At 61.1% G+C, this 25,213-nt stretch carries 20 protein-coding genes and 3 tRNA genes; 7 read left to right on the plus strand and 16 right to left on the minus strand.

Features of this window, described 5'->3' with window-relative positions:
- Window positions 1–88: 88 nt before the first annotated feature.
- From G5171_RS18470 to G5171_RS18485, 4 genes are all read right to left on the minus strand, one after another.
- Complete coding sequence (locus G5171_RS18470) at window positions 89–466, minus strand: VOC family protein (protein WP_421260567.1); 378 nt, start codon at window positions 464–466, stop codon at window positions 89–91.
- Window positions 467–532: 66 nt separating this feature from the next.
- Window positions 533–1,237 (minus strand): helix-turn-helix transcriptional regulator, encoded by a 705-nt coding sequence (locus tag G5171_RS18475; RefSeq protein WP_421260568.1) that lies wholly within the window; start codon window positions 1,235–1,237, stop codon window positions 533–535.
- 65 nt (window positions 1,238–1,302) lie between these two features.
- Complete coding sequence (locus G5171_RS18480) at window positions 1,303–2,262, minus strand: helix-turn-helix domain-containing protein (RefSeq protein ID WP_421260569.1); 960 nt, start codon at window positions 2,260–2,262, stop codon at window positions 1,303–1,305.
- 95 nt (window positions 2,263–2,357) lie between these two features.
- A complete protein-coding gene (locus G5171_RS18485) occupies window positions 2,358–3,128 on the minus strand; it encodes an MBL fold metallo-hydrolase (protein WP_421244758.1) in 771 nt (256 codons plus the stop codon).
- 280 nt (window positions 3,129–3,408) lie between these two features.
- Between G5171_RS18485 and G5171_RS18490 the strand changes: the two genes are divergently transcribed.
- Together G5171_RS18490 and G5171_RS18495 are read left to right on the plus strand one after the other, a co-directional pair.
- The gene (locus tag G5171_RS18490) at window positions 3,409–3,822 is read left to right on the plus strand and encodes an Hsp20 family protein (RefSeq protein ID WP_005339298.1); all 414 of its coding nucleotides are present in this window, start codon (window positions 3,409–3,411) and stop codon (window positions 3,820–3,822) included.
- 92 nt (window positions 3,823–3,914) lie between these two features.
- Window positions 3,915–4,355 carry an Hsp20 family protein gene (locus tag G5171_RS18495; protein ID WP_005339297.1) on the plus strand — a complete coding sequence of 147 codons (441 nt, stop codon included), beginning with the start codon at window positions 3,915–3,917 and terminating at the stop codon, window positions 4,353–4,355.
- A 71-nt stretch (window positions 4,356–4,426) separates the two neighbouring features.
- Here G5171_RS18495 and G5171_RS18500 read toward each other — a convergent pair whose 3' ends face one another.
- Window positions 4,427–5,677, minus strand: a complete 1,251-nt coding sequence (locus tag G5171_RS18500) for a valine--pyruvate transaminase (protein ID WP_421260570.1) — start codon at window positions 5,675–5,677, stop codon at window positions 4,427–4,429.
- Between the two features lie 293 nt (window positions 5,678–5,970).
- On the opposite strand from G5171_RS18500, the gene G5171_RS18505 reads away from it, so the two are divergent.
- Entirely contained in the window at window positions 5,971–6,204 is a 234-nt protein-coding gene (locus G5171_RS18505; RefSeq protein ID WP_005342304.1) for a hypothetical protein, read from the plus strand.
- Here the strand turns inward: G5171_RS18505 and G5171_RS18510 are convergent.
- Window positions 6,134–6,958 carry an AraC family transcriptional regulator gene (locus G5171_RS18510; RefSeq protein ID WP_421260571.1) on the minus strand — a complete coding sequence of 275 codons (825 nt, stop codon included), beginning with the start codon at window positions 6,956–6,958 and terminating at the stop codon, window positions 6,134–6,136. The two genes, G5171_RS18505 and G5171_RS18510, sit on opposite strands and share 71 nt — an antisense overlap.
- A gap of 92 nt (window positions 6,959–7,050) precedes the next feature.
- Between G5171_RS18510 and G5171_RS18515 the strand changes: the two genes are divergently transcribed.
- Complete coding sequence (locus G5171_RS18515; protein WP_421260572.1) at window positions 7,051–8,178, plus strand: multidrug effflux MFS transporter; 1,128 nt, start codon at window positions 7,051–7,053, stop codon at window positions 8,176–8,178.
- A 4-nt stretch (window positions 8,179–8,182) separates the two neighbouring features.
- Here the strand turns inward: G5171_RS18515 and G5171_RS18520 are convergent, their stop codons facing one another.
- The 10 genes from G5171_RS18520 to G5171_RS18565 all read right to left on the minus strand — a co-directional run bounded on the left by G5171_RS18520 (window position 8,183) and on the right by G5171_RS18565 (window position 24,653).
- A complete protein-coding gene (locus G5171_RS18520; protein ID WP_011704058.1) occupies window positions 8,183–8,866 on the minus strand; it encodes a response regulator in 684 nt (227 codons plus the stop codon).
- A gap of 30 nt (window positions 8,867–8,896) precedes the next feature.
- On the minus strand, window positions 8,897–11,485 hold the full coding sequence (locus G5171_RS18525; RefSeq protein ID WP_421260573.1) for a DUF4118 domain-containing protein: 2,589 nt from the start codon (window positions 11,483–11,485) through the stop codon (window positions 8,897–8,899).
- Window positions 11,486–11,587: 102 nt separating this feature from the next.
- Window positions 11,588–12,115, minus strand: coding sequence for a potassium-transporting ATPase subunit C (locus G5171_RS18530; protein WP_421244763.1), 528 nt, complete (start codon window positions 12,113–12,115; stop codon window positions 11,588–11,590).
- 58 nt (window positions 12,116–12,173) lie between these two features.
- Window positions 12,174–14,231, minus strand: a complete 2,058-nt coding sequence (gene kdpB, locus G5171_RS18535; RefSeq protein ID WP_421260574.1) for a potassium-transporting ATPase subunit KdpB — start codon at window positions 14,229–14,231, stop codon at window positions 12,174–12,176.
- A gap of 55 nt (window positions 14,232–14,286) precedes the next feature.
- Window positions 14,287–15,969 (minus strand): potassium-transporting ATPase subunit KdpA, encoded by a 1,683-nt coding sequence (kdpA, locus tag G5171_RS18540; protein ID WP_421260575.1) that lies wholly within the window; start codon window positions 15,967–15,969, stop codon window positions 14,287–14,289.
- 349 nt (window positions 15,970–16,318) lie between these two features.
- Complete coding sequence (gene gorA, locus G5171_RS18545; RefSeq protein WP_337073432.1) at window positions 16,319–17,668, minus strand: glutathione-disulfide reductase; 1,350 nt, start codon at window positions 17,666–17,668, stop codon at window positions 16,319–16,321.
- Between the two features lie 76 nt (window positions 17,669–17,744).
- Window positions 17,745–19,712 (minus strand): ATP-binding protein, encoded by a 1,968-nt coding sequence (locus G5171_RS18550; protein WP_005342282.1) that lies wholly within the window; start codon window positions 19,710–19,712, stop codon window positions 17,745–17,747.
- Window positions 19,713–19,830: 118 nt separating this feature from the next.
- On the minus strand, window positions 19,831–22,911 hold the full coding sequence (locus tag G5171_RS18555) for a multidrug efflux RND transporter permease subunit (protein ID WP_421260576.1): 3,081 nt from the start codon (window positions 22,909–22,911) through the stop codon (window positions 19,831–19,833).
- 15 nt (window positions 22,912–22,926) lie between these two features.
- The gene (locus G5171_RS18560) at window positions 22,927–24,060 is read right to left on the minus strand and encodes an efflux RND transporter periplasmic adaptor subunit (protein ID WP_005355753.1); all 1,134 of its coding nucleotides are present in this window, start codon (window positions 24,058–24,060) and stop codon (window positions 22,927–22,929) included.
- Complete coding sequence (locus G5171_RS18565) at window positions 24,057–24,653, minus strand: TetR/AcrR family transcriptional regulator (protein ID WP_005339267.1); 597 nt, start codon at window positions 24,651–24,653, stop codon at window positions 24,057–24,059. The genes G5171_RS18560 and G5171_RS18565 overlap by 4 nt, the downstream gene beginning before the upstream one ends.
- Window positions 24,654–24,885: 232 nt before the next feature.
- Here G5171_RS18565 and G5171_RS18570 point away from each other — a divergent pair.
- The 3 genes from G5171_RS18570 (at window position 24,886) to G5171_RS18580 (ending at window position 25,195) form a co-directional block, all read left to right on the plus strand.
- A tRNA-Arg gene (locus G5171_RS18570) sits at window positions 24,886–24,962 on the plus strand.
- 51 nt (window positions 24,963–25,013) lie between these two features.
- Window positions 25,014–25,089, plus strand: a tRNA-His gene (locus G5171_RS18575).
- A gap of 20 nt (window positions 25,090–25,109) precedes the next feature.
- A tRNA-Leu gene (locus tag G5171_RS18580) sits at window positions 25,110–25,195 on the plus strand.
- Window positions 25,196–25,213: the final 18 nt, after the last annotated feature.

Below are 25,213 nucleotides of genomic sequence, written 5' to 3' on the forward strand. Positions count from 1 at the left end.
AGCCGCTCCCTGTGAGCGGCTTTTTGTTTTTCTGGCGAAGGAGGTGCACGTTCCACGTGAAACATGGCTCCGTCTTGATGGTGCCGGCTCAGCCCAGTTCGGGGGTCGGGCAGTAGAGGCGCAGACGATGGCCATCCGGATCGAGCGCCATGCAGGTGTAGCCAAACTCCATCTTGGTCGGCGCCTGGATCAGGGGGACCCCGCGCGCCAGCCACTCGGCAGACAGGCGATCGACGGCATCATCATCGGGGAGGGCGAAGGCCAGCTCCATTGCTCCGGCCGTTTGGGTCACGGCAGGTTCAACTGTGGCGCTGGACCAGAGTGCCAGTCTGGCGCCAGATTCGAATACGAACATGGCAAAGGTAGGTGACTCCTCCACCGGTTCACGCCCGAACAACTCGCGGTAGAAGAGCGCGCTGCGGGTCGGATTGGTAACGTAGAGGATGGTGAACTGGGGGACTAACATGGTGATGCTCCTTGCTGATGAGATGGCGCATCAGCGCCGACCCCGTCAGCATGGCGCTACCTGCTGTCAGTTTCTGTCAGCAATGAATTTCGGCTGCGGGATCTGCTGGGTGGCGCGCCACTCCTTCAGCAGGCTCTCTCTGCTTTTTGGATAGCGGCAATCTTGCGGTTGCATCCGGGTGATGCGATCCACCCGAAAGTGGCGAAAGCCCTGACGCAGTTCGCACCAGGCCACCAGTACCCGTACCTGTTCGAAGTAGCCGAGGGCAAAGGGCCAGACGGTGCGCTCAGAGGCCTCATCCTTGAGATCGCGATAGATCAGGGTCACCTTGCGTTGCTGGCGGATGGCGCTGCGCAGCGGGGCTTCATCGGTGAGGCTGTCGTCGCGGGAGGTGCCGATCAGCAGGGCATTGCTCTGGAGCTGCTGGCGATAGCCGGCGGGCAGCACGGCTTCTATCTTGGCCAGCGCACTGCTGGCCGATGCACTCAAGGCTCCGTCACCGTGGGCGACTACCCAGCGCGACCCCAGCACCAGCGCATCCAGCTCCTCTTCACTGAACATCAGTGGCGGCAGCATGAAGCCGGGACGCAGCACATAGCCGATCCCCGGTTCGCCTTCGATATGGGCACCTTGTGCCTGCAGGGTGGCGATATCCCGATAGAGGGTGCGCAGGCAGATGCCAAGCTGGCTGGCCAGCTCCGCGCCAGTGATGGCGTAACGGTGGCCGCGCAGCAGCTGGAGCAGGGTCAGCAGGCGTTCGGAACGGGACATGGAATGACTCCTCGGGATCTCTGGTTAGCCTGCCATAGCGGAGTGAGCGGGTATAGAGGATGTCATCAGACATTGTTGCCGCGAAAAGATCGTCGCCACTCGCTGGGGGAGATGGCAAAGCGGGCGCGGAAGTGATTGCGCAGGGAGGTGGCACTCTTGAAGCCAACCAGCTCGGCGATGCGATCGATGGAATGGCCGCTCACCTCCAGCAGCTCCTGACTGCGCCTGAGCCGCTCCGCCAGCAGCCATTCACCCACCGAGAGGCCGGTTGCCTGATGAAAACGGCGGGTAAAGGTGCGCCGACTCATCAGGGTATGGGCTGCCAGAGAATCCAGGGTGTGAGGCTCGGCCAGATGGGCACGCAGGTGGTCGAGCAACTGGTTCATCCGGACATCGCGGGTGGAGGCGGGCACCGGCTGCTCGATAAACTGGGCCTGACCCCCTTCTCGGTGAGGTGGGATCACCAGCCGCCGCGCCACCTTGTTGGCGATGGCCGAGCCGTGGTACTGGCGCACCAGATAGAGGCAGCAGTCCAGCCCGGCGGCAGTACCTGCGGAGGTGACCAGCCCTTCGTCCTCCGCATAGAGGGCGTTGGTATCGAGCTGCACGCAGGGAAAGCGGCGGCAGAAATCCTGTTCGTACTCCCAGTGGGTCGATGCTTTGCGACCATTAAGTAGGCCGGCGTAGGCGAGCACATAGGTGCCAAGACAGAGCCCGACCAGCCGGGCACCTCTGGCTCTGGCGGCAATCAGGGCATCGAGCAGCGCTGCGGGTGGCCGTGCTGCCGGGTCGTGCCAGAAGGGGATGACGATGATCTCCGCCTCGGCCAGCACCTCCAGCCCATAGGAGGCCTGAATGGTGAAGCCTTGTGCCGAGTGTGCGTGGCGGTTGCCATCGCCGCAGCAGATCTTGAGCTCGAACAGCGGCTGGCCCGGCAGAATATCGCCGAAGATGAGGCAGGGGACGGCGCAGTGAAAAGGGCTGAAGTGATCGAAGGTCACCACGGCAACGATCGGGGTGGTCATGGTGTTGGCTCCTCTCTACGCGCAGACCTCTCATCATAAGCATTTGGCAGTGAAAGCCGAAGGGCCGTGCGCGCTGTTCGGCATGGCCCAGTCAGTTACAGCGAGAGAGCCTCGCCATCCGCCGGTATCCGCACCCGATCCATCATGCCTCGCTCGGTCAGATAGGTATGAAGTTCCTGACGTGACAGCACGGCGTGGTTGACCGCCTCCATATGGCTGGCGATCAGCGTGGCTTGCGGTGCGGCCTGATATACAGCGGCGACATCCTCCTTGCCCATGATGATGGAACCGAGTCCGGGCACCTGTGCATCGCCACAGTTGAGGATGATGACCTCGGGTTGATGCTGTTGCAGGGCTTGTTTGACCGAGGGATGCCAGATGGTATCACCGGCCAGATAGAGGCTCTGTTCATCGGGGTGGGAGAAGACCACACCGCACACTTCTCCCATGCGCTCGCCCAGCACCGCCATCAACTGGTCGCTGCCGTGCTGGCCACCGGTTTGTTGCAGGCGAATGCCAGCAAACTCGGGCTGATCGCTCAGCAGGCGCACATCCTCAAAGCCACTGGCACGAATGGCATCGGCATCTTTCTGATGTTGTACCAAGAGCGGCAGATGTTTGGGGATTAGCGCTCTGGCGGCATCATCCCAGTGGTCGGGATGGTCATGGGTGACGATAACGGCGTCCACATCGACCAGCTCATCGATCGGCAGCGGCAGCTCGACCAGCGGATTGCGCAGCTGGCTGTTGGCGGTGCCCTCAAAGCCGGGGAAGGCACCCTTGGCCGAGAGCATGGGGTCGATCAGAAAGCGGGTGCCGGCATAGTCGAGCAGCAGGGTGGCGTTGCGAACCTGGGTAATCTTCATGGGATGGCTCCATGTTGGCTGGTGGATATGCAACCAATTATGGGGTGCGGAGCGCATTGCCATCAGGGGCCCATGGGTCGATTATCATCACTATCGGGCCAACAGGTTGATGTGCCAAAGGTCGGCACGGCCATTTAAAAAATTTGAAAAAATCCCCTTGAAAGGAAAAAGTGAGCCCCTATATAGGTAACAAGGCCGGAACGCTCAACAGAGGTTTCGACCAGACGCCCGTCCATCAGGAGGGCAAACAATCCGTTATCGCTCACAAGAGGGTAATACTATGCGTTCTATCGATTTTTCTCCGCTCTATCGTTCTGCCATCGGTTTCGATCGTCTGGCCAATCTCATTGAATCTGCGGCCAGCAATGGCAATGCCGGTTATCCCCCCTACAACATCGAGCAACTGGGTGACAACGACTACCGCATCAGCATGGCGGTGGCGGGCTTTACCCAGGAAGAGCTGGAGCTGAGCTTCCAGGAAAATCTGTTGACGGTGAAGGGCAACAAGCAGGCCGATACCGGGCGCAACTATCTCTATCAGGGGATCGCCGAACGTGGTTTCGAGCGCCGCTTCCAGCTGGCCGACTATGTGCGGGTGAAAGGGGCCGACCTGAAAAACGGCTTGCTGCACATTGAGCTGGTGCGTGAAGTGCCCGAGGCGATGAAGCCGCGCAAGATAGAGATCAACGGCTGATAGCCTGAATTCACTGAAATTTTAAAATTTCCCGGGTGCCGATGACGGGCCTGTGGAGAGTTGAACCTGTTGCTTATTAGAAGGATAGGATTATGCGTAACCTCGATTTTTCTCATCTCTATTCCAATGCCGTCGGCTTCGAGCGGATGGCCCGTGAGTTGGAAGGTCTGTTCGAGCAGAAGACCGCTGCTTACCCCCCGTACAACATTGAAAAGCGCGATCAGGATGGCTATCGCATTACGGTCGCCGTGGCTGGCTTCGAGCGCGAAGAGCTGGAGCTGGAGACCGAAAACGGCACCCTCAAGGTGAAGGGTCGTAAAGGGGCCGCGGCCGGTGAACGTCAGTTCCTCCATCAGGGGATTGCCGAGCGTGACTTCGAGCTCGCCTTCAAGCTGAGCCAGCACGTGGAAGTGCAGGGCGCCAAGCTGGAGCATGGTCTGCTGACCATCGATCTGGCCCGCGAACTGCCGGAGGCGCTCAAGCCCCGCGCAATCCCCATCGGTAAACCCGAGCAGCTGGCGCTGCCCGGCTAAGCAAACCGGATCGCGATAAATGACAAAGGCCTGCATCTGCAGGCCTTTCTGTTTTGTATCGCTGGATTGGATTAACCAGCATAGAGGGTGTTGATCTCGTCCGCCAGAATGGCGATGCCGCGACGCACCAGCTCCTCGCTCTGGGAGTAGTTGAGGCGAATGCACTCCTGGCTGTGGCGCCACTCGGGGTCATCAATGCCGGGGAAGAAGTAGTGACCCGGCACGATCAGCAGGTTCTTCGCCTTCAAGCGCTCATAGAGCTCCTGACAGTGGATCGGCAAGCCTTCAAACCAGAGCCAGAGGAAGAGGGCGCCTTCCGGTTTATGAATGTGGAAGCGCGGGTCGGGGATCGCTTCGCGCAGCAGCTGCACCGCCAGCTCTGCCTTTTGCTGATAGAAGGGTTTCACCACCTGTTCGCTGAGGGTGATGATCTCGCCGCTCTCAATCATCGGGATGGTGATGGCAGGCCCCAGACTGCCCGGCGCCAGATTGATGATGCCGCTCAGGTTGGTGATGGCCTGAATGATCTTCTCGTCGGCGATGACGATGCCGCAACGGGTGCCTGGCAGGCCCAGCTTGGAGAGGCTCATGCAGAGGATGGTATTGGTGTTCCAGAACGGCTTGGCTTCGCTGAAGATGATGCCCGGGAAGGGGACGCCGTAGGCGTTGTCGATCAGCAGCGGAATTCCCTTGTCACGGGCGATCTGATCGAGGTGTTCGATCTCTTCGTCGGTCAGCACGTTGCCGGTCGGGTTGGTCGGGCGGGAGACGCAGATCACCCCGATATCGTCACCTACCTGCAGGCTCTCGAAATCCACGTGGTATTTGAACTGGCCATCGGGCAGCTTCTCGATGGTGGGCTTGTAGGCCACGAAGTAGTCGTCGGCCAGCGCCGAGTCGGCATAGCCGATGTATTCAGGGGCGAGCGGGAACAGCACCTTCTTCTTGCGGCCATCGGCAAATTCGCCGGCCAGCAGGTTGAACAGGTAGAAGAAGGCATTCTGGCTGCCGTTGGTCAGGGCGATATTGCGAGCCGAGATATCCCATCCCAGCTCCTTGCTGAGCAGGGCTGCCAGCGCTTTAGTGAACCTGTCTTTGCCCTGTGGGCCGTCGTAGTTAGCCATCGCTTTGACCAGCTCGCCGTTGTCGAGCAGGTTTTTGGCCTCGGCCTGAAAGCGCTCCAGCATGGCGGGGATGGGGGCCGGATTGCCGCCACCCAACATGATGGCGTCCGGATTGGTCAGCCCCTGATTGAGGTCATCCATGAGTTGGGTAATGCCGGCGTGGCGAGTGAACTTCTCGCCGAACAAGGAAAATTCCATTCAGTGACAGATCCAGATTTGAGTTACGGGGATGTAGCACCATAGCTCAGTTTAAAAGCGGGTGTCGATCAAAAAGATGGGACGTTCCACGTGGAACATGGTGCAAAAATCAAGCGTGGTTAAAATCACCAACTGTTGGTTTAAAAATGACTGGGTGGGATGCATTTTGCGACTCAATTTGGTATCGCAAGATAGTTAATTTAAACAAAATCATCATGTTATGAATTGCACGAGGATTGGCACAACTATTGGAATAGCTATCTGGTCATCTCAACCATCCCGGAGCAAACCAGATGAAAAGCCTGATCGCTACCCTGATTGTGAGTGCCCTGAGCCTGAACGTGATGGCCAACGAAAACCCGCGGCCCGAGCTGGAGAGTGCCCAGCTGGAGCAGGATGTGCAGAGCGAGTTGCAACAGGCATCCCATGCCGTGGTGCAGGATGCGCTGCACAACCTCAAACCGCTGGCGCTGGATACCCTGGTGGTGGAGGCGAGCCAGGCTGTGGCGACTCACCCCGAGAGCTGAGATAGCGCAGGGGGGTCTGTCCCGTATGTTGCTTGAAGAAGCTGATGAAGGCACTGTCGCTGGAGAACTCCAGCGCAGCGGCAATCCGGCTGATGGGCTCGCTTTCTGCCAGCAGCTCCATGGCGCGCAACAGTCGCCACTGCTGGCGCCAGGCCTGGTAGCTCATGCCGGTTTCTCGCATGAAGATACGACCTATGGTCTTGTCACTGGCACCCACCCGTTCGGCCAGCCGGTTGAGCCGCTCGGGCAGGGTGTCGCCCCGCTTCACTTCCTGCAGCCAGCCGGCCAGACGTGGGTCTGACGGCAGCGGCAACTGCCAGGATTCCCGTGGCGCTTGCGCCAGCTCCTCCTGCAACAGCGCCAGCGTGCAATGCTGCTCCGCAGCCGGCTTGTCCCACGGCCAGATCGCCATTCGTTCGATGATCTCCCGCAGCAGCGGGTTGACCGCCAGCACCGCCATCTCGGTCGGCAAGCCGGGCTCCGGCTGGAAGTAGAGGGAGCGATATGCCACCACCCCACGCATCAGCACCCGATGGGGCAGGCCTGCCGGCAACCAGGCCGCTCGCGTCGGCGGCAGCAGGCAGACCTGATCGTCCAGCTCTATGGTCATGCAGCCGGCCTGGGCGAACAGCAGCTGATGGCGCCTGTGCTGATGGCGGCCGGAGTCGTGCCAGCCGAGGGCGGAGGCGATCCCGATGGCGCTGCCGTCGTGCTGATCCGGGTCAAAAGGGTGATCGGGAAGAATAAAGGCCACGTGTCCGATTATTGATGTTTATAGTCCTGTTTATTGTAATCGGACAATCGGCGTCACTCTAGAATGACGGCCTCTTGTGAAGGAGGTTTGTCATGAACAACAAGTTGCCACCGCTCTGGCTGGTGGTCGGATTGATGATGTTTCCACAGATAGTGGAGACCATCTACAGCCCGGTGCTGACCCATATCGCCAGCCAGTTTCGGGTGAGCGAGGGGCAGGCATCCCAGACCCTGTCGGTCTATTTTCTGGCGTTTGCGGCGGGCGTGGTCTGCTGGGGCAGACTGTGCGATCTGGTCGGGCGGCGTCCCGCCATGCTGGCGGGGCTGATGACCTATGGCGCCGGCACTCTGCTGGCATTGCTGGCCACTCAATTTGAAACCCTGCTGCTGGCCCGGGTCATCGCGGCCTTCGGCGCCGCCGTGGGCTCCGTGGTGACCCAGACCATGCTGCGCGACAGCTATCAGGGCAGCGATCTGGCGCGGGTCTTTTCAGTGATGGGCATCGCGCTCTCCCTCAGCCCGGTGCTGGGACTGGTGAGCGGCGGCCAGCTGGCGAGCGGGTTCGGCTATCTCGGGGTATTCAGTGCACTGATGGTATTGGCCGCCGGATTGCTGTTGGTCACTTGCTGGCAACTGCCGGAAACCCGGCCGGCCATCACCCAGCGGGTGGCACTCTGGCCGCTGGCACAACGGATGGTGCGTGATGCAGCCTTGTGGCGCAGCGCCGCACTGGTGGCGCTGTTCAACACCATGCTGTTCGGCTACTACAGCCTGGCTCCCTTCCTGTTTGCCGGGCTGGGGTTGAGTGCGGGCGAGTTTGGTTACTCCGGCATCTTGCTGGCGCTGGCGACCCTGGGGAGCAGCCTGCTCAACAAGCGCCTGCTGGGGCGTGGCTGGTCGCCTGCCTCGCTGATCCGGCTCGCTGCCGCGTTGGCGCTAGGATCCGGCTGGCTGGTATGGGCCAGTCAGACTTCGCTCTGGTTCCTGCTGCCCATGATGGGGGTGGTGGTGGCGTTCGGGCTGGCGCTCCCCAATGTGCTGAGCCAGGCGCTGCTGGCCTATCGGGAGGTGGCAGGTAGTGCCGGTGCCCTGTTCGGGCTCGGTTATTACCTGTTGCTCAGCCTGGGGTTGGCGGTTGCAGCCAGCTTGCAGGATCTCGGTCTGCTGCTTGGCGGTTGTGGTCTGCTGGCCCTCTGCTGCGGTTGGCGTCGTTCCACGTGAAACATCAGCTGCCGATAAAGCGGTAGCCGATGCCGGATTCGGTCTCGATCAGCGTGGGTTGCTGGGGGTTATCTCCCAGCTTCTTGCGCAGGCTGGCGATGACGATGCGCAGGTAGTGGGTGTCTTCCTTGTGGCTCGGTCCCCAGATGTCGTTGAGCAGCTGGGTCTGCAGTACCAGCTTGCCGGGGTGGCACACCAGCGCCTGCAGCAGGGCGAACTCTTTGCGGGAGAGGGGCACCTCTTCCTCTCCCAGGGTGACCCTGTGGCTGCTGCTGTCCAGGGTCAGCCCGCACTGGGGGAAGTGGCGTTGCTCGCCGCTGCTGACCCCGGCCCTCTGGCGCAGCAGCACCCGGATACGGGCCATCATCTCGCCGATGCCGAACGGCTTGCTCATGTAGTCGTTGGCCCCCGCATCCAGCAAGCGCACCTTCTCCTGTTCAGAATCCCGCGCCGACAGCACCAGTACCGGGTGCTGATGGTGCTCGCGAATGGCCTGCAACACCTGGATGCCGTCCCCGTCCGGCAGGCCGAGGTCCAGGATCACCAGATCGGGATTGAGGTGGCGATACTGCGCCAGCCCCTCATTGACGCCGACCGCCTCGCTCACCTGATGCCCCTCGGCGATCAGGCTGATCCGCAAAAAACGGCGGATGGCCGCCTCGTCGTCGATGACCAGTATGTGAGCCATTCAGCCTCCAGCTGGATAGAGTAAAAAGGTTCAGGCCGCGGCTGCATTGAGCGCCAGCGGCAGGGAGATGCGCATGCAGGTGCCGTTGCCGTTGGGGCCGGAAAATGCCCAGATGCGGCCACCGTGGGCCTCTATCATAGCGCGGGAAATGGCGAGACCAAGTCCGGTGCCGCGGCTGCCGCAGTCGCCGACCGGCTGGGTGTAGAACAGATTGAAGATCTTGTCCCGATCCGACTCGGCGATGCCGACCCCGATGTCGATGATGTCGAGGATGAGATCGGGATCCGCCAGCATTACCTTGAACTCGATGGGGGTGCCGGCCGGTGAGTAGCGGGAGGCGTTGTCGAGGATGTTGACCAGCACCTGCTCGATCAGGGCGCCGTGCACATAGAGGCGGGGGATCTGCTGATCGAAGTGCACCAGCAGCTTGTGCTGGCGCCAGGAGGAGTCGAGCCGGCGGCGTGCGTTCTCCACCAGATCCGCCAGGTCGACCCAGTCCCGTTTCAGCTGGAAATCCGGCGAGCCGATGCGGGTCATGTCCAGCAGGTTTTGCACATAGCTGTGCAGGCGACGCGCCTCGTCCTGCACCGAGTGCAGCAGCTCGCTGCGATCTTCGCTGCTGATCCGGTCACCATATTCCAGCAGGGTGCTGCCGGCCCCCATGATGGTGGCCAGCGGCGTCTTCAGATCGTGCGAGACCGAGGAGAGCAGGGCGGCGCGCATCCGGTCGGTCTCCGCCTGCAGCTGGCTGTCGGCCAGCCGTTCGTTGAGATCGATCCGGGCCAGCGCGGCGCGGATATCGGTGAGCAGGGCCTGCAGCTGATGCTCGGCCGAAGAGGCGAGCGGATTGGCCAGCACTATCCCCAGCACCAGTTCATCGCTGAGGTGGTGGTACTGGGCCTCGGCCGCGTTGAGGGTGGCGGTGTGGGCGCCGGCGCTCTGTTTCTGGGCCAGACACCAGTCGATGGCCGCCTTGTCGGTCTGCCCCGGCTTGTGCTGGGTCGAACCGGCCCTGTGCTGGTAGTGCTGATCGAGGGCGAACACCGGCTGGCCCAGCGCCAGCAAGATGGCCTGGGATCCCTGTCTGAGCACCTCTTCCGGGCTGCTGGCGGTGGCCAGCCCCTGGCTCAGCGACAGCAGGGCATTGCCCAGTTGCTGGGTCTCGCGCAGGCCGATCAGCTGTTGGCGCTGACGGGAGGCGAGCCGCCCGGCCGTGATGCCGACGATCAGCAACACGAACAGGGTGAGCAGATCGCTGTGGCTGGCCACGCTCAAAGAGAAGTAGGGGGCGGTGAACAGCAGATTGTGGCCGACGAAGCCCAGCACCGCGGCCAGGATGGCGGGCATCAGGCTGGTGGTGAGCGCGGTGGCCAGCACCCCCAGCACGAACAGCATGGGCAGGGAGGCGGGCGGCAGCCAGTGGGAGAGGCCCCAGACAGCGGCCGAGGTGGTCCCCATGATGGCTACCGCCAGCAGGCTCTGACGAATGTCCTTGGGGTGGAGCGGCTGCAAGCCCAGGCTGGGCTTGCGCTTCTCGGTATCCACCAGCGTGATCTCGAGTCCTTGCGCCTGCTTGAGCAGGTGCTGCACCAGCGAGCGACGCCAGGGCGCCTTGTGGGGTTTGCCCAGCAGCAGTTGCGATACCTGCTGCTGCTCGGCGGTCTCCAGCAGGGTGTCGGCCACCGCCGGACTGGAGAGGGTCAACACCTTGGCCCCCAGCTGGGAAGCGAGCGCCAGCGCCTGCTCCAGCTCGACCGAGCGCTGCCCCTTGCTGTCGATGTGCACCACCAGCCAGGGCAGCTGGCGGCGCTGGGCGAAGCGGTGGCCGTAGCGCACCAAGGCCGCGCCGTGCTGATCGCCGAGGCAGACCATCAGCTTGCCCCGCAGCGGCAGAGTGGTCTTGCCGGCGGCCTGCCACTGCAGTTGCAGATCCCCCTCCACGTGGCTGGCGGCGGTCTGCATCGCCAGCTCGCGCAGGGCGGTGAGGTTGTTCAGAGAGAAGAAGGATTGCAGGGCGGCCTTGGCCTGATGGGGCACATAGACCTTCCCCTCCTTGAGGCGGCCGAGCAACTCCTTGGGGGGGAGGTCGATCAGCACCAGGCTGTCGGCCTCCAGCAGCACCTGATCCGGCAGGGTCTCCTTGACCCTGACCCCGGTCAGCTGCCACACCAGATCGTTGAGGCTCTCCAGGTGCTGCACGTTGAGGGTGGTGTAGACGTCGATGCCGGCACCCAGCAGCTCCTCCACATCCTGCCAGCGCTTCTCGTGGCGGCTGCCGGGGGCGTTGCTGTGAGCCAGCTCGTCCACCACGGCGATGGCGGGCTTGCGGGCCAGCAGGCCGTCCAGATCCATCTCCTCCAGCCGCTGCTGGCGGTGCAGGTGCAGCTTGCGCGGCTGGATGGCGAGCTTGTCGAGCAGGGCCAGGGTCTCCTGGCGGCCGTGGGTCTCCACCACCCCGATCAGGATGTCGACTCCCTCCTTGGCCTGCTCCCGTACCGCTTGCAGCATGGCGTAGGTCTTGCCGACGCCGGGGGCGGCACCGAGAAACACCTTCAGCTTGCCCCTGTGCTCCTGTTCCAGGCTCGCCAGCAGGGCGTCCGCCCTCACCTCATCACGCATCCCCGTGCTCCCGTTGCATCGGCCGAACCGCGGCCGTGACCTCATTGCTCATGCTTGTCCCCGTGTCGAAAGGGAGCCTGTCCCGAACTACAAGGAGCGCCCTCAGGCGCCCTTTTGATGATCGAGTTGCAGGTTCAACTGGAGAATGTTGACCACCTGCGGGCCAAGGATACCAGCTTGTGCCGCCGACTTGACCTGCTCTGTCAGCTGAACGGGATCCAGCCCCCGTTGCCCGGCGACCCGCTTTACCTGAGCCAGCGCTGCAGCGAGCGGCAGATGGGGATCGAGGCCGGAGGCGGAGCGGGTCAGCAGGGCGGGGACCCTGGCTTCTAGCTGCGCCCTGACCGCGGCGGCGGCAAACTCGGCCCGCAGCGGCGAGCTCATCCCCAGGTTGCTGGCGCCTCCGCCTATGGTGGCGAAGTCGCTGGCGGAGGGGCGGGAGTGGAAGTAGTCGGCCCGCTCGAACTTCTGTGCCAGCAGGGCGCTGCCGACCACCTGCTGCTTGGCGTTGGTGAGCAGGCTGCCGTTGGCCTGCCAGGGGAAGATAAGCTGGGCCAGCCCGGTGACGGCCAGCGGATACGCCACCCCCAGCAGCAGGGTCAGGGTCAGCAGGGTTCTGATTGCGATCATGTATTTTTGCTCCAAAAGATTGATGGGGTACAAGCCAGGCCTGCACCCCGCTATGTGGTTACACCAGCCCCAGGCCGGTGATAACCAGGTCGATCAGCTTGATACCTATGAAGGGCACTATCAGGCCGCCGACGCCGTAGATCAGCAGGTTGCGGCGCAGCAGGCTGGCGGCCGAGCCCTGCAGGCTGACCCCGCGCAGGGCCAGCGGCACCAGCGCTACGATGATCAGGGCGTTGAAGATGATCGCCGACAGGATGGCGCTCTCGGGGCTGCCCAGCTGCATCAGGTTCAACACCCCCAGCTGCGGATAGGCGGCGATGAACAGGGCCGGCAGGATGGCGAAGTACTTGGCCACGTCGTTGGCGATGGAGAAGGTGGTCAGGGCGCCGCGGGTCACCAGCAGCTGCTTGCCTACTAGCACCACGTCCAGCAGCTTGGTGGGGTTGGAGTCGAGATCCACCAGGTTGCCCGCCTCCTTGGCGGCCTGGGTCCCCTCGTTCATGGCCAGGCCCACGTCAGCCTGGGCCAGCGCCGGTGCGTCGTTGGCACCGTCCCCGCACATGGCGACCAGCCGGCCGTCGGCCTGCTCCTGACGGATGTAGGCCAGCTTCTTCTCCGGCGTCGCCTCGGCGATGAAGTCGTCCACCCCGGCCTCGGCGGCGATGGCGGCGGCGGTCAGCGGGTTGTCACCGGTGATCATTACGGTGCGAATCCCCATGTGGCGCAGGATCTGGAAGCGTGCCTTGATGCCCGGCTTGATGATGTCCTTGAGGAACACTACCCCCAGCAGCTTCTCGTGGGTGCAGACCAGCAGCGGGGTACCGCCCTGGCGGGCGATGTTGTCCACCGATTTGAGGATGAGCTCGGGCACCGCCTTGCGATCGAGCGAGAGGTAGCGCAGCACAGCATCCACCGCCCCCTTGCGATAGTGATGGCCGTTGCGATCCAGCCCGCTCAGCCGGGTCTCGGCGCTGAAGGGGATCAGGATGTCGCTCTCCAGCTGGCTCGGCTTGGTGTGGCTCTTGCCCGCCAGGGTCAGGATGGATTTGCCCTCCGGGGTATTGTCACCGAGCGAGGCCAGCATGGCGGCCTGGGCCAGCAAGGAGGGGTCCACGCCGGGGGCCGGGATCAGCTCGTCCGCCATCCGGTTGCCGAAAGTGATGGTGCCGGTCTTGTCCAGCAGCAGGGTGCGCACGTCGCCGGCGGCTTCCACCGCCCGGCCCGACTTGGCGATCACGTTGAGCTTCACCAGCCGGTCCATACCGGCGATGCCGATGGCGGAGACCAGACCGCCGATGGTGGTCGGGATCAGGGTGATGAACAGCGCCAGCAGATAGAGCCGGGGCACCTGGGTGCCGTTGTAGTCGAGGAACCAGGGCAGGGTGGCCACCACCAGCAGGAAGATCAGGGTCAGCCCTACCAGCAGCGCGTCCAGCGCCATCTCGTTGGGGGTCTTCTGCCGCTTGGCCCCTTCCACCAGCGCAATCATGCGATCCAGCGTGCTTTCGCCCGGGTTGTTGCTGATGTGCACCCAGATCTGGTCGGAGACGACGGTGGTGTTGCCGGTCACGCCGCTGCGGTCGGTGCCCGACTCGCGGATGACGGGGGCGGATTCGCCGGTGATGGCCGCCTCGTTGACCGAGGCGATGCCAGCGACCACTTCGCCGTCGGCCGGGATCATCTCGCCGCTGCGCACCAGCACCAGATCGCCCTTGAGCAGGCTGGTGGCCGGTACCCACTCGCCCTTGTCATCCTGCGGGCTGGTGACTCGACGTGCCTTGAGCTGGCTCATGCCGGCCTTCAGGCTGTCGGCCCGCGCCTTGCCGCGCCCCTCGGCCAGGGTTTCGGCGAAGTTGGCAAACCAGAGGGTGAGCCAGAGCCAGGCGGTCAGCTGCCAGGTCAGCGAAGGAGCGACGCCGGAGAGCGGCTGCCCCAGCAGCGACTCCAGGGTCGCCATCACGGCCGCCAGCCAGAGGGTGAACAGGATGGGGCTGCCGAGCAGTGCCTTGGGGTTGAAGCGATAGAGGGCTTCCACCATGGCCTGCAGGATCTGTGATTTCTGTTTCTTGCCCTTCACCTGAATGGTGTCGGTGCTCATTGAAGCGGACTTGCTCATTGGAAAGCTCCCTGCATCGAATAGTGGGTCACGCAGATCAGTCGGGTGTGCAGCATCAGAAGGCACCTCCCAGCAGGCTCAGGTGTTCCGCCACCGGGCCCAGCGCCAGTACCGGCAGGAAGGAGAGACCCCCCATCAGCAGCACGGTGACGATCAGCAGGGTGATGAAGAGCGGGCCGCTGATCGGGAAGTCCCCTTCGCTCGTCTCCTGGCGCGGGGCGCGGGCCAGCTGGCCGGCGATGGCCAGCACCGGAATGATGTAGCCGAAGCGGCCGAGCAGCATGGCCAGCCCGATGGCGATGCACTGCCAGCTATCGGCGGCGGCAAAGCCGGCGAAGGCGGAGCCGTTGTTGCCGGCGGCCGAGGCGTAGGCATAGATCAGTCGGGACAGGCCGTGGGGGCCGTCGTGCCCGATGACGGTGGCGGAGTCCGGCATCAGCAGGGTAATGCCGCCGATCACCAATACCCCGACCGGCATCACCAGCATGCTGGCGACCACCCACTTCATCTCGGTGATGCCGAGCCGTTTGCCCAGATAGGTGGGGGTGCGCCCCACCATCAGGCCGCACAGGAACACGGTCAGCAGCACGAACAGCATCATGCCGTAGATGCCGGCCCCGACGCCGCCGAACACCACTTCACCCAGCAGCATGTTGATCATGGCGACCATGCCGGCGAGCGGGGCGAAGCTGTCGTGCATGGCGTTGACCGAGCCGTTGGAGGCGGCGGTGGTGGCCACTTCCCAGATGCTGGACAGCACGGGGCCGAAGCGACTCTCCTTGCCTTCCCAGTTGCCGGCTTCGCTGGTGAGGTGGGCGAGGGCGGGATCCGGTTTCAGCTCCTGGCCGATGGCGAGGCAGAGCCCCAGCACCAGCATGATGGTCATGGCGATGAGGATGGCGCGGCTGTGGGCCAGATCCTTCACGTAACGACCCAGGGTGCAGACCATGGCGGCGGCCAGCGTCAGCAGGGCGACCATCTCCAGCCAGTTGGAGAGGGCGGTGGGGTTCTCGAACGGATGGGCCGAGTTGATGCCGAAGAAGCCACCGCCGTTGGAGCCGAGCTGCTTGATGGCGATCTGGGAGGCGGCCGGGCCGAGCGGCAGCAGCTGCTCCTGGCCTTCCAGCCCGTGGAACGGCAGGTAGGCCGACAGGCTCTGGGGCACCCCCTGCCAGACCAGCAGCAGCGCCAGGATCAGCGCCATCGGCAGCAGCACGTAGAGACAGAAGCGCACCAGATCCTGCCAGAAGTTGCCGAGGTGGGTGGTCTGCTGGCGGGCGATGCCGCGAAACAGGGCGATGGCGACCGCGGCGCCGGTGGCGGCGGAGACGAAGTTCTGGGTGGTGAGCCCCACCATCTGGCTGAAATAGGAGAGGCTGGCTTCACCGGAGTAGGCCTGCCAGTTGGTGTTGGTCATGAAGCTGACCGCGGTGTTGAAGGCGAGTTGCCAGTTCAGCCCGGGCAGTTGCTGCGGGTTGAGGGGCAGCAGCCCCTGCGCCAGCAGGATCAGGAACAGCAGGCCGAAGCCTGCGCCGTTGAAGGCCAGCAGGCTGAGGGCGTAGGACTTCCAGTCCTGCTCGCGCCCGTCCGTGCCGCAGCAGGCCTGGGTGGCACGCTCAAGCGGGGCGAGCCAGCGACTCTTGCCTTCAAATACCCGATACAGGTAGTTGCCAAGCAGAGGCGCCGGCAGCAGCACCAGCAGCACGAACGCGACGGGATAGATGATCTCTTGCCACATATCCGGTTCCTCACTCATGGGTGCGCGCGAGGGCGCGCAGCAGATAACCCGCGAGGGCGAGGACCAGCAGCAGATATAGCCAATTCATAACGACTCCGTTGAGGTAATTAGCGTCAGGGATCGATGCATATCCGTGTCGATCCCATAGGTCTCATTGACGCTGAAAGGGTATGTAAAACGGGCGTAAAGGCGCCATAAAGCCCGATTTGGCTGGCGTAAAATCGGCGTAAAGAACGAGGTTTTTGCGAGGGTTCTGGTGGCGAGGCGGGATCAAAAGACCCGGCCTGAGCCGGGTTTGAACGCTGGTGGAGAAGATGACCTGATAGTGGCAGGTCAGTCTGCAACGTGCTTATCGCATTGTTACAAACTCTTCCGCGCTAGTCGGGTGGATGGCGACACAGTTGTCGAAGTCTGCCTTGGTGGCACCCATCTTCATGGCGACGCCGAAGCCTTGCAGGATCTCGTCCATCGCAAAGCCGATGCCGTGCAGACCGACTACCTTCTCTTCCGGGCCGACACAGACCAGCTTCATCCGGGTGGGCTGGCGATGCTGGGTCAGTGCCGAGTACATGGCGGTGAACTGGCTGCGGTAGACCTTCACCTGATCTTCGCCGTATTCGGCGATGGCTTCCGGTTCGGTCATGCCAATGGTACCTATGGGCGGGTGGCTGAACACCACGGTCGGCACCAGATCGTAGTTGAGGTGCTCGTTCGGTTTGTTGTTGAACAGCCGCTCCGAGAGGCGGCGGCCTGCCGCGACAGCCACCGGGGTGAGCTGGATGCGGCCGGTGTTGTCACCGACGGCATAGAGGTTGGCGACGGCGGTGTTCTGGAACTTGTCGGTCGGGATGAAACCCTGCTTGTCCAGCTCGATACCGGCTGCGGCCAGGTTGAGGTTGTCAGTGGCCGGGACGCGGCCGATGGCCCAGATCAGGCAGTCGACGGTGAGGTGGCGACCATCTTCCAGCTGCAGGGTCAGGCTCTCATCGGCGTTCTTGACCACGGCTTTCGGAATGGCGTGGGTGTGCAGCTTGGGCCCTTCTTGCGCCATGATCTCCACCAGAGTCTCGTGGATCATGGGGTCGAAGTTGCGCAGCGGCGCGTGTTTGCGCACCACCAGATGGGTCTCGGAGCCCAGTGCTTGCATTACCCCAGCGATCTCGACGGCGATATACCCTGCCCCTACCACGGCAACCCGCTTGGGCTGGCTTTGCAGCTCGAAGAAGCCGTCGGAGTCGATGCCCAGCTCGGCGCCCGGGATGGCTGGCACTTCAGGACGGCCGCCGGTGGCGATCAGGATGTGATCGGCGCTGTACTGCTCACCATTCACTTCGATGGTGTTGCTGCTGACGAAGCGGGCGAAGCCCTTGATGACGGTGATCTGGTTCTTGCCCAGTACGTTCTGGTAGGACTGATGAATGCGGCCGATGTAGGCCTGGCGGGACTCGACCAACTTGGCCCAGTTGAAGTGGTTGAGGGTGGTGTCGAAGCCGTAGTCGGCGCCATATTTCAGGGCATCGGCGATCTGGCCGGCATACCACATGGCCTTCTTCGGCACGCAGCCGACGTTGACGCAGGTTCCACCCAACTCTTTGGCTTCAATCAGGGCAACTTTCTTACCGTACATGGCAGCCCGGTTGGCCGAGGCGATACCGCCGCTGCCGCCGCCGATGGCGATATAGTCAAAATGCTGTGCCATTGCGAGGTTCTCCGCTCATTAAGAATGCAATCACAGCATGATGGGGATAAAGCGGCTGGCTCACAAGAGCCAGCGCTCAGTTATGTTGGATCGGCAGGCGAATATGGAACTGGGCACCCTGACCCGGTTCGCTGGCACAGTTGATGCGACCACGTAGCAACTGCACTACCAGGTTGTAGATGATGTGGGTGCCCAGACCGCTGCCACCCTGACCCCGCTTGGAGGTGACGAAGGGATCGAAGATGCGCGGCAAGATTTCGGGTGGGATACCGCGACCGTTGTCCGAGTAGTCGATAAACAGCTCCTCTCCCTGCTGCTCCACCTTGATGGTGATCTTCTTCGGTTTGTCCCAGTTGTCGAAGCCGTGGTTGATGGAGTTGAGGATCAGGTTCGAGTAGATCTGGGTGAAGCTGCCCGGAAACGAGAAGATAGACAGCTTGGGATCGCACTGGATATCCACTTCGCACTGGCTCTTCTTCAGTTTGTGGCCGAGGGAGATCACTACCTGATGGAGATTGTCGGCGAGGCTGAAGTTGTAGCGCGCTTCCGATGACTGATCGACAGCCACCTGCTTGAAGCTGGCGATAAGCTCTGAGGCTCGTCGCAGGTTGCTCTGCAGCAACTGCATCGATTCGTCGAGGTTGACGGTGAACTCGTTGAGATAGGATCGTGACAGCTGTTTGGACTCTATGTGGGATTTGAAATCGGCGACCCGTTCCTGCAGGTAGGAGGAGGCGGTCACGCTGATGCCGATAGGGGTGTTGATCTCATGGGCCACCCCGGCCACCAACGAACCGAGTGAGGCCATTTTCTCCGACTCCACCAGGGTCTGCTGGGCCTGTTTCAGATCATCGTATGCCTTGCCCAGCTGGTTGTTGGCTTCGCTGAGGCTGCGGGTGCGCTCCACTACCTTGCCTTCCAACTGTTCGTTGAGTTGGATAATCTCCCGCTCGACCTTTTTCAGTTGGGTAATGTCATAACCGAACCCGATCTGGTATTTGAGATTCGGCCCTTCGTAGAAGGGGACGAAGGTCCACTGCAGCACCAGCTCGTGGGCTTGCTGGTCATGCATGATGACCTCTTTGTCCGCCAGTGAACCCTCTTCGTTCAGGATATTGTTCAGCTCTTCCCGCTGGGATGGGCTGACGAAGAGATCCAGCCAGTTATGCTGCAGCAGCTCCTGTTGGTGATAACCGGTCATAAGGATGGCTGCCGGGTTGATGCTGGCGATGGTCAAGTCCGGTTCCATACAGCAGATGACCATGTTGGCAGAGTTGATCAGGGTGGCTGAGAAATCCCGCTCCTGTTGTAGCTGTTCCACCGCCTGATGGCGGGCAACCAGCTCGTCACGCAGTCGGGTGCGCATCTGGTTGAGGGTAGAGACCAGGGTATCCAACTCATCGGGTTTCTTGCGCGGTTGCGGGCGGCCTTCCAGCTCCAGCTCCATGTCGAGCCGATCGAGATTGAACTTCTGGGCGTAGTTGGCGATACGGTTGATATGCCTGACCACCAGATAGTAAATGATGATCAGGATACAAAATGAGACCACCAGCGTCTTGATGGTCTGGCTGACCATGATCAGCACTGATTTCTCGATCAGGCGCTGGTAAATCTGTTCCAGCGACGCGGCGACAAACAGCTTGCCGACAATTTCCCCCTGATAGGTGAGATTGAACTCCTGGGAGATGTCGTAGCTTTCCCGTTCCACCCCCTGGGTTAATAGTGGCACTTCGGAGTTGCCGAGCATCTCCTTGACCATCACAAACTGCATATTGGGCAGGTTCATAATGCCTTCGATCTGCACCTTGACCTGCTCCTCATCCAGGTTCCACAGGCTGGCGGCGATGGGCTGCAGGAAGGAAGCCTCGATCTGACCGATGCTGTCTTCGATGACGGCGACATCCTTGCGGTAATCCCAGGCGAGTTGCAGCACCGTGATGATCATCGCCAATACGGTACTACACACCAGAATATAGGAGAGCAGGCGGTATGAGAGTCCGTTGCGGCCTACGGCCTCGGCGGTCTTGGAGATGAGTCCTGACATGGCGTCCTTGCGGTCTGGATGTTGTGTTTTTTAGTTTAACTGCTTCATGGACTTATGTCGTCTTTCCTGCGAACCATAAAAAAGGCCCCTTATCGGGGCCTTGGCAAGTGATTGATGATCAGTGTCCGCCGTTTGCCTTGGGCGGAATGGTTTCATCGAATACCGGCAAGGGTTTGTGCTCGGAAGCCAGATAGGTGTAGATCACCGGCAGTACGAACAAGGTGAACAGGGTACCGATGGCAAGGCCTGCCACGATGACGATACCGATGCTGAACCGTTGTGCTGCACCGGCGCCAGTGGCGTAGAGCAGCGGGATCAGACCGGCGATCATGGCGGCCGTGGTCATCAGGATCGGACGCAGACGCACCTTAGCGGCTTGCATCACGGCTTCCATCCGGTTCATGCCACGCAGTAGCTGCTCTTCCTTCGCCACTTCACAGATCAGGATACCGTGCTTGGTAATCAGACCCACTAGCGTGATCAGGCCCACCTGGGAGTAGATGTTCATGGTCGCCAGCCCCCATGCCAGGGCAATCAGCGCTCCGCTGATGGCGAGCGGTACAGAGACCATGATGACCAGCGGGTCACGCACCGACTCGAACTGGATTGCCAGCACCAGGAAGATGATCGCCAGTGCCAGTGCGAAGGTGGCATAGAGCGCATTGCCTTCGGTAACGAACTGACGGGCTTCACCCATGAAGTCGTAACGATAGCCTTGCGGCAGCTTCTCGTCGGCGGTGGTCTGGAACCAGTTGATCGCATCACCCATGGCCACGCCCGGAGCCGGAACGGCACCTATGGTGGCCGAGTTCAGCTGGTTGAAGTGGGGCAGGGCGCGGGGCTCGCCAACCACTTCAATGGTGATCAGGCTGCCGAGGGGGATCGATTTGCCATCTGCGGCTCGCACGTAATAGCCCTTGATGGACTCCGGATTGAGACGGTATTTGCGCTCGACCTGCGGGATCACCTCGTAGGAGCGGCCATCCAGGTCGATACGGTTGACGTAACCGTCCGCCATCATGGTGCCCATGGTGATACCGATATCCTGCATGGTGATGCCGTAGGCACCCGCCTTGTCCTTGTCGATGCGGATCTTCATGGTGGCGGAGTCGTAGTTCAGATCGAGATCCGAATAGACGAACTGACCGTTACTCTGCGCCGCGGCCAGAATTTCACCGGCCACCAGGAACAGGCTTTCGAAGCTGTTCGGGGTGGTGATGACGAACTGGATCGGCAGACCACTCGATGCTCCCGGCAGTTCCGGGAACTGGAAGGTGGTGATGGCCATACCCGGGATGTCTTTCACCAGATTGGCGACCCGATCCAGCACCTCTTTCTGGCTCGCTTCACGTTGGCTCCAGGGCACCATGGAGGCGATACCGAACGCCTGGTTGGCGTTGAACACCCCTGAGAAGACCTGGGAGAAGGCGATCTCGGGCTGCTCGTCCAGGATCTTGTTCACATCCGCCATGGTGTTTTCGATGTAGTCCAGGTTGGCGTTGGACGGTGCGGTACCCAGCACGGCCATTACCCCCTTGTCCTCTGACGGTGCCAGTTCGCTCGGGATGAACTTGAACAGCAGCGGCAGGCTGGCGAAGACGATGGCGGCGAACACCACGATGACGGGGCGCTTTTTCATCACGGCGTGCAGCATGCTGTCGTAGCGATCGGTCATCCGCTCCAGCAGGTGATGGACTGTGCTCTCGAACTTGCCCGGCTGCTCGTTGGCCTTGAGCATCTTGGAACACATCATCGGGGACAGAGTCAGGGCGATGATGCCCGAGACGAACACGGCGCCAGCCAGCGTCAGGGCAAACTCCTTGAACAGGGAGCCGGTGATGCCCCCCATCAAGGCGATAGGGGCGTATACCGCCGCCAGAGTAACCGTCATTGCGATAACCGGCACCGCAATTTCACGGGTACCGATAATGGCGGCCCGGAACGGTTCTTCCCCCTCCTTGATATGACGGTCGACGTTCTCCAGCACCACGATGGCGTCATCCACCACCAGACCGATCGCCAGCACCATCGCCAGCAGGGTCATCAGGTTTATCGAGAAGCCGAACATATCCATCATCATCACTACGCCGATAAGACTGAGCGGAATGGTGATGATCGGGATGATGACCGCGCGGAACGAACCGAGGAACAGGGTGATGACCACCAGAACGATGGCGGCTGCCTCCAGGATGGTCTTGATAACCTCGTGGATGGACTCGTTGATCGCCACGGTGGAGTCATACATCACGTTGAGACGCATGGTGCTCGGCATATTGCGCTCAAGGCTCGGCAGCAACGCCAGCACATCGTGGGCAATGTTGATGGGGTTGGCTGTGGGCGCGGCGTTGACCGCCATGACCACTGCTTCGCGGCCGTTGGCGCTGGCGCGATAGATGTCGTGGCTCTTCTCGAGGGTCACCTTGGCAATGTCGGAAAGGCGGATCACCTTGCCGTCACGGGTAGCAACCACCAGACGCTTCAGCTCGTCGACATCCTTGACCTGGGTCTCGGCGTTGCCGTTGAACAGGGTAAAGTAACCGGTCGCCTGACCTGTCGCGGACTGATAGTTGTTGCTGTTGAGCACCGTCATCACGTCACTGGCAGTCAGGTTGAAGGCCGCCATCTTGGCCGGATCCAGCCATACCCGCAGGGCAAACTCGACACCACCGTAGAGATCAACCTTGGAGACCCCGCCCACGGTAAAGAGCTGCGGCTTGATAACCCGCTCCAGATAGTCGGTGATCTGGCTGGAGTTGAGCTCCGGGCTGGTAAAACCGAGGTAGAGCACCGCCGTGGTTGAACCGGTGGAGGAGGTGACCGACGGGTCTTCCGCCTCTTTCGGCAACTGGGAGCGCACCGAGTTCACCTTCGCCAGGATGTCGGACAGCGCGGCGTTGGGGTCGGTGTTGAGCTTCATGTACGCAGTGATGGTGGAGCTGCCCAGCTGGCTGGAGGAGGTCATGAAGTCGATGTTGTCGGCTTGCGCGACCGCCTGTTCCAGCGGCTGGGTGATGAACCCCTGGATCAGATCAGAACTGGCGCCATAGTAGCCAGTGCTGACGGTGATCACCGTGTTGGTCACCTCGGGGTATTCCCGTACCTGCATCTTGAAGATGGCCTGAAAGCCCAGCAAGGCGATCAGGAAGCTGAGCGAGATCGCCAGCACAGGCCGTTTTATAAATATGTCAGTAAATCGCATCGCAGATCTCCGCGCTTACAGCATCGGGGTTTGTGCCGGAACGGCCAGGGCATCGTTCTCGACCACATGAACCTTGGTGTCGTTGCTCAGGCGAACCTGACCCGACAGTACGATCTGGTCACCGGCCTGGATGCCAGAGAGCACATGCACATCGTTGCCACGGCGCTCACCTGCCTTGACGACTACCTGCTTGGCTCGCAGCACTTTCACCTTGTTACCCTCTTTGTCTGTCTCTTCGCCCTCTTTGAGCACGTAGACATTCTGGCCGTAAAGGGTGAATGAGATGGCTGTTTGCGGGATCACAATCTGATCTTTCACCGTCGGCAGAATGATGCTGGCGCGGGCGAACATACCGGAACGCAGCTGACCGTCGTTGTTCGGAATGTCTGCTTGTACCTGGATCAGGCCGCTCTGGAAGTTGACCGCAGGCTCGATGGCGGTGATGTGACCGTCAAACTGGGTTTGCGGATAAGCATCTACATTAATCTTGATGGTCTGGCCCAGCTTGATTTTGGAGATATCGGTCTGGGGCACGGTGAAGCGCAGGCGCATCACGCTGGTATCCTCCAGGCGCACGATATCTGTGCCTGGCTGCAGATACTGACCGAGGAACACATTGCGCAGGCCGACCACGCCGCTAAAGGGCGCGCGCACTTCACGACGGGCAATGGTCGCCTTCAGACTCTCGATATCCGCTTCCAGCGAACGATAGGCCGCTTCGGCTTCATCCAGCTGCTCTTTGGAGATGGAGCTGGTCTTGTAGAGGTTCTGGAAACGATCGAACTTGGCTTTTGCCGCCGGTAGCTTGGCCTGGGAGGCACGCAGATTGGCACGCTCCACGGTGGAGTCCAGGCTCAGCAGCAGCTGGTCTGCCTTGACCGGTTTGCCTGACTCGAAGGTGATGGCGTCAATGGTACCTGCCAGTTCGGTGGAGAGGGTCACCCCCTGATTCGGCTCGATGAAGCCGATCGCTTCGATGGTCGGTACCCAATCCTGCGCCTTGGTCACCATAGCGGTGACGGGGAACTCGGGTTCCGGCCGGTTGGCCATGTACTGGGCAATCATCTTCTGTTTGAACAAATTGAAGCCGATGACGCTGCCAAACAAGGCGATCGCTATCAGCAACATAATGGCCATCCACTTTTTCATGAACAGGCTCCTGAGGTGGAAAGATTGGGGGATAAAATGGCATTCCAGCTGGCCCGGATCGCGGTTTCCAACTGCGATTCGGTCAGCGTGATGTTGTGAACCCTGCACTGCAGGGCCAGATGCATGACACTGTCCAGACTCAACACCTGGAGTGCCCGTATCGGTAAATCAATAAACAATCCTTGTTCAACGCCCTGTTCAAAAAATCGGTCAAGAGGCTCCCAGGCAGCCAGAATGACAGGATTGGTCTCCAATTCTGCCCCTAGCGGAGAGCTCTCGTACTGCAATTTGCACCGGATAGCGTTGGGTTCGTTAACAAAAATGGCATGAATATTGAGCCATAATTGGCGAAATTGTTGAAATGAAACTTTATCGATTGCTACATCGGCCATGACCATGGGCACACACTGCAAGATAGTGTGCTGGTGCAGTTGCCGGATCAGATCATCCTTGTCGCCGAAGTAACGATAGATGGTGCCGGTGGCAACATTGGCCTTCTTGGCGACTTCTGCAATCGACAGACCATGAAAACCCCGTTCACCCAGCACCTCATGGGCCGCGTTGAAGATGCTCTCTTTTTTATCCAGAATCATCAGTGTGACTTTCGATTGAATGAACGTTCATTCATTCTAGATGGGCATCAAATCAAGTCAAGGCAGCAAGGCGATTTGCGACTGCGATCTGCCCCTTTTTGGCTGTCAGCAGGGGAATAGTGGAAGAAAAGTGCGCAATGTGCTTGAAAAAACAACGAACGGTGTTTCGGTGACAGAAAAGTGTAGACAAACCAGCAACCATCATTAATAATGCGCCCCGTTCGACAGCGTAGCGCCCGTAGCTCAGCTGGATAGAGCGCTGCCCTCCGGAGGCAGAGGTCACAGGTTCGAATCCTGTCGGGCGCACCATCAAAAGTGCGTCGGTTAAACGGGCGTTGTTGTGGAACGAAAACAGCTGTGGTGGCTGTAGCTCAGTTGGTAGAGTCCCGGATTGTGATTCCGGTTGTCGTGGGTTCGAGCCCCATCAGCCACCCCATTTTACAGCTTGTCAGGTACGCGAAGGTGGCGGAATTGGTAGACGCGCTAGCTTCAGGTGTTAGTGCCCCCCGGGTGTGAGGGTTCGAGTCCCTCTCTTCGCACCATACTTGCTGTATGACGAG

The sequence above is a fragment of the Aeromonas sp. 600774 genome (assembly GCF_049175075.1).
GTDB lineage: Bacteria > Pseudomonadota > Gammaproteobacteria > Enterobacterales > Aeromonadaceae > Aeromonas > Aeromonas veronii_A.

Excerpts from the sequence above, each read along its gene's own strand:
- G5171_RS18555 (WP_421260576.1), bottom strand. The coding sequence starts at position 22,911 with ATGCGATTTACTGACATATTTATAAAACGGCCTGTGCTGGCGATCTCG.
- G5171_RS18475 (WP_421260568.1), bottom strand. The coding sequence starts at position 1,237 with ATGTCCCGTTCCGAACGCCTGCTGACCCTGCTCCAGCTGCTGCGCGGC.
- G5171_RS18515 (WP_421260572.1), top strand. The coding sequence starts at position 7,051 with ATGAACAACAAGTTGCCACCGCTCTGGCTGGTGGTCGGATTGATGATG.
- G5171_RS18560 (WP_005355753.1), bottom strand. The coding sequence starts at position 24,060 with ATGAAAAAGTGGATGGCCATTATGTTGCTGATAGCGATCGCCTTGTTT.
- kdpB (WP_421260574.1), bottom strand. The coding sequence starts at position 14,231 with ATGAGCAAGTCCGCTTCAATGAGCACCGACACCATTCAGGTGAAGGGC.
- G5171_RS18525 (WP_421260573.1), bottom strand. The coding sequence starts at position 11,485 with ATGCGTGATGAGGTGAGGGCGGACGCCCTGCTGGCGAGCCTGGAACAG.
- G5171_RS18495 (WP_005339297.1), top strand. The coding sequence starts at position 3,915 with ATGCGTAACCTCGATTTTTCTCATCTCTATTCCAATGCCGTCGGCTTC.
- G5171_RS18500 (WP_421260570.1), bottom strand. The coding sequence starts at position 5,677 with ATGGAATTTTCCTTGTTCGGCGAGAAGTTCACTCGCCACGCCGGCATT.
- kdpA (WP_421260575.1), bottom strand. The coding sequence starts at position 15,969 with ATGTGGCAAGAGATCATCTATCCCGTCGCGTTCGTGCTGCTGGTGCTG.
- gorA (WP_337073432.1), bottom strand. The coding sequence starts at position 17,668 with ATGGCACAGCATTTTGACTATATCGCCATCGGCGGCGGCAGCGGCGGT.
- G5171_RS18530 (WP_421244763.1), bottom strand. The coding sequence starts at position 12,115 with ATGATCGCAATCAGAACCCTGCTGACCCTGACCCTGCTGCTGGGGGTG.
- G5171_RS18550 (WP_005342282.1), bottom strand. The coding sequence starts at position 19,712 with ATGTCAGGACTCATCTCCAAGACCGCCGAGGCCGTAGGCCGCAACGGA.
- G5171_RS18480 (WP_421260569.1), bottom strand. The coding sequence starts at position 2,262 with ATGACCACCCCGATCGTTGCCGTGGTGACCTTCGATCACTTCAGCCCT.
- G5171_RS18470 (WP_421260567.1), bottom strand. The coding sequence starts at position 466 with ATGTTAGTCCCCCAGTTCACCATCCTCTACGTTACCAATCCGACCCGC.
- G5171_RS18565 (WP_005339267.1), bottom strand. The coding sequence starts at position 24,653 with ATGATTCTGGATAAAAAAGAGAGCATCTTCAACGCGGCCCATGAGGTG.
- G5171_RS18520 (WP_011704058.1), bottom strand. The coding sequence starts at position 8,866 with ATGGCTCACATACTGGTCATCGACGACGAGGCGGCCATCCGCCGTTTT.
- G5171_RS18485 (WP_421244758.1), bottom strand. The coding sequence starts at position 3,128 with ATGAAGATTACCCAGGTTCGCAACGCCACCCTGCTGCTCGACTATGCC.
- G5171_RS18505 (WP_005342304.1), top strand. The coding sequence starts at position 5,971 with ATGAAAAGCCTGATCGCTACCCTGATTGTGAGTGCCCTGAGCCTGAAC.
- G5171_RS18490 (WP_005339298.1), top strand. The coding sequence starts at position 3,409 with ATGCGTTCTATCGATTTTTCTCCGCTCTATCGTTCTGCCATCGGTTTC.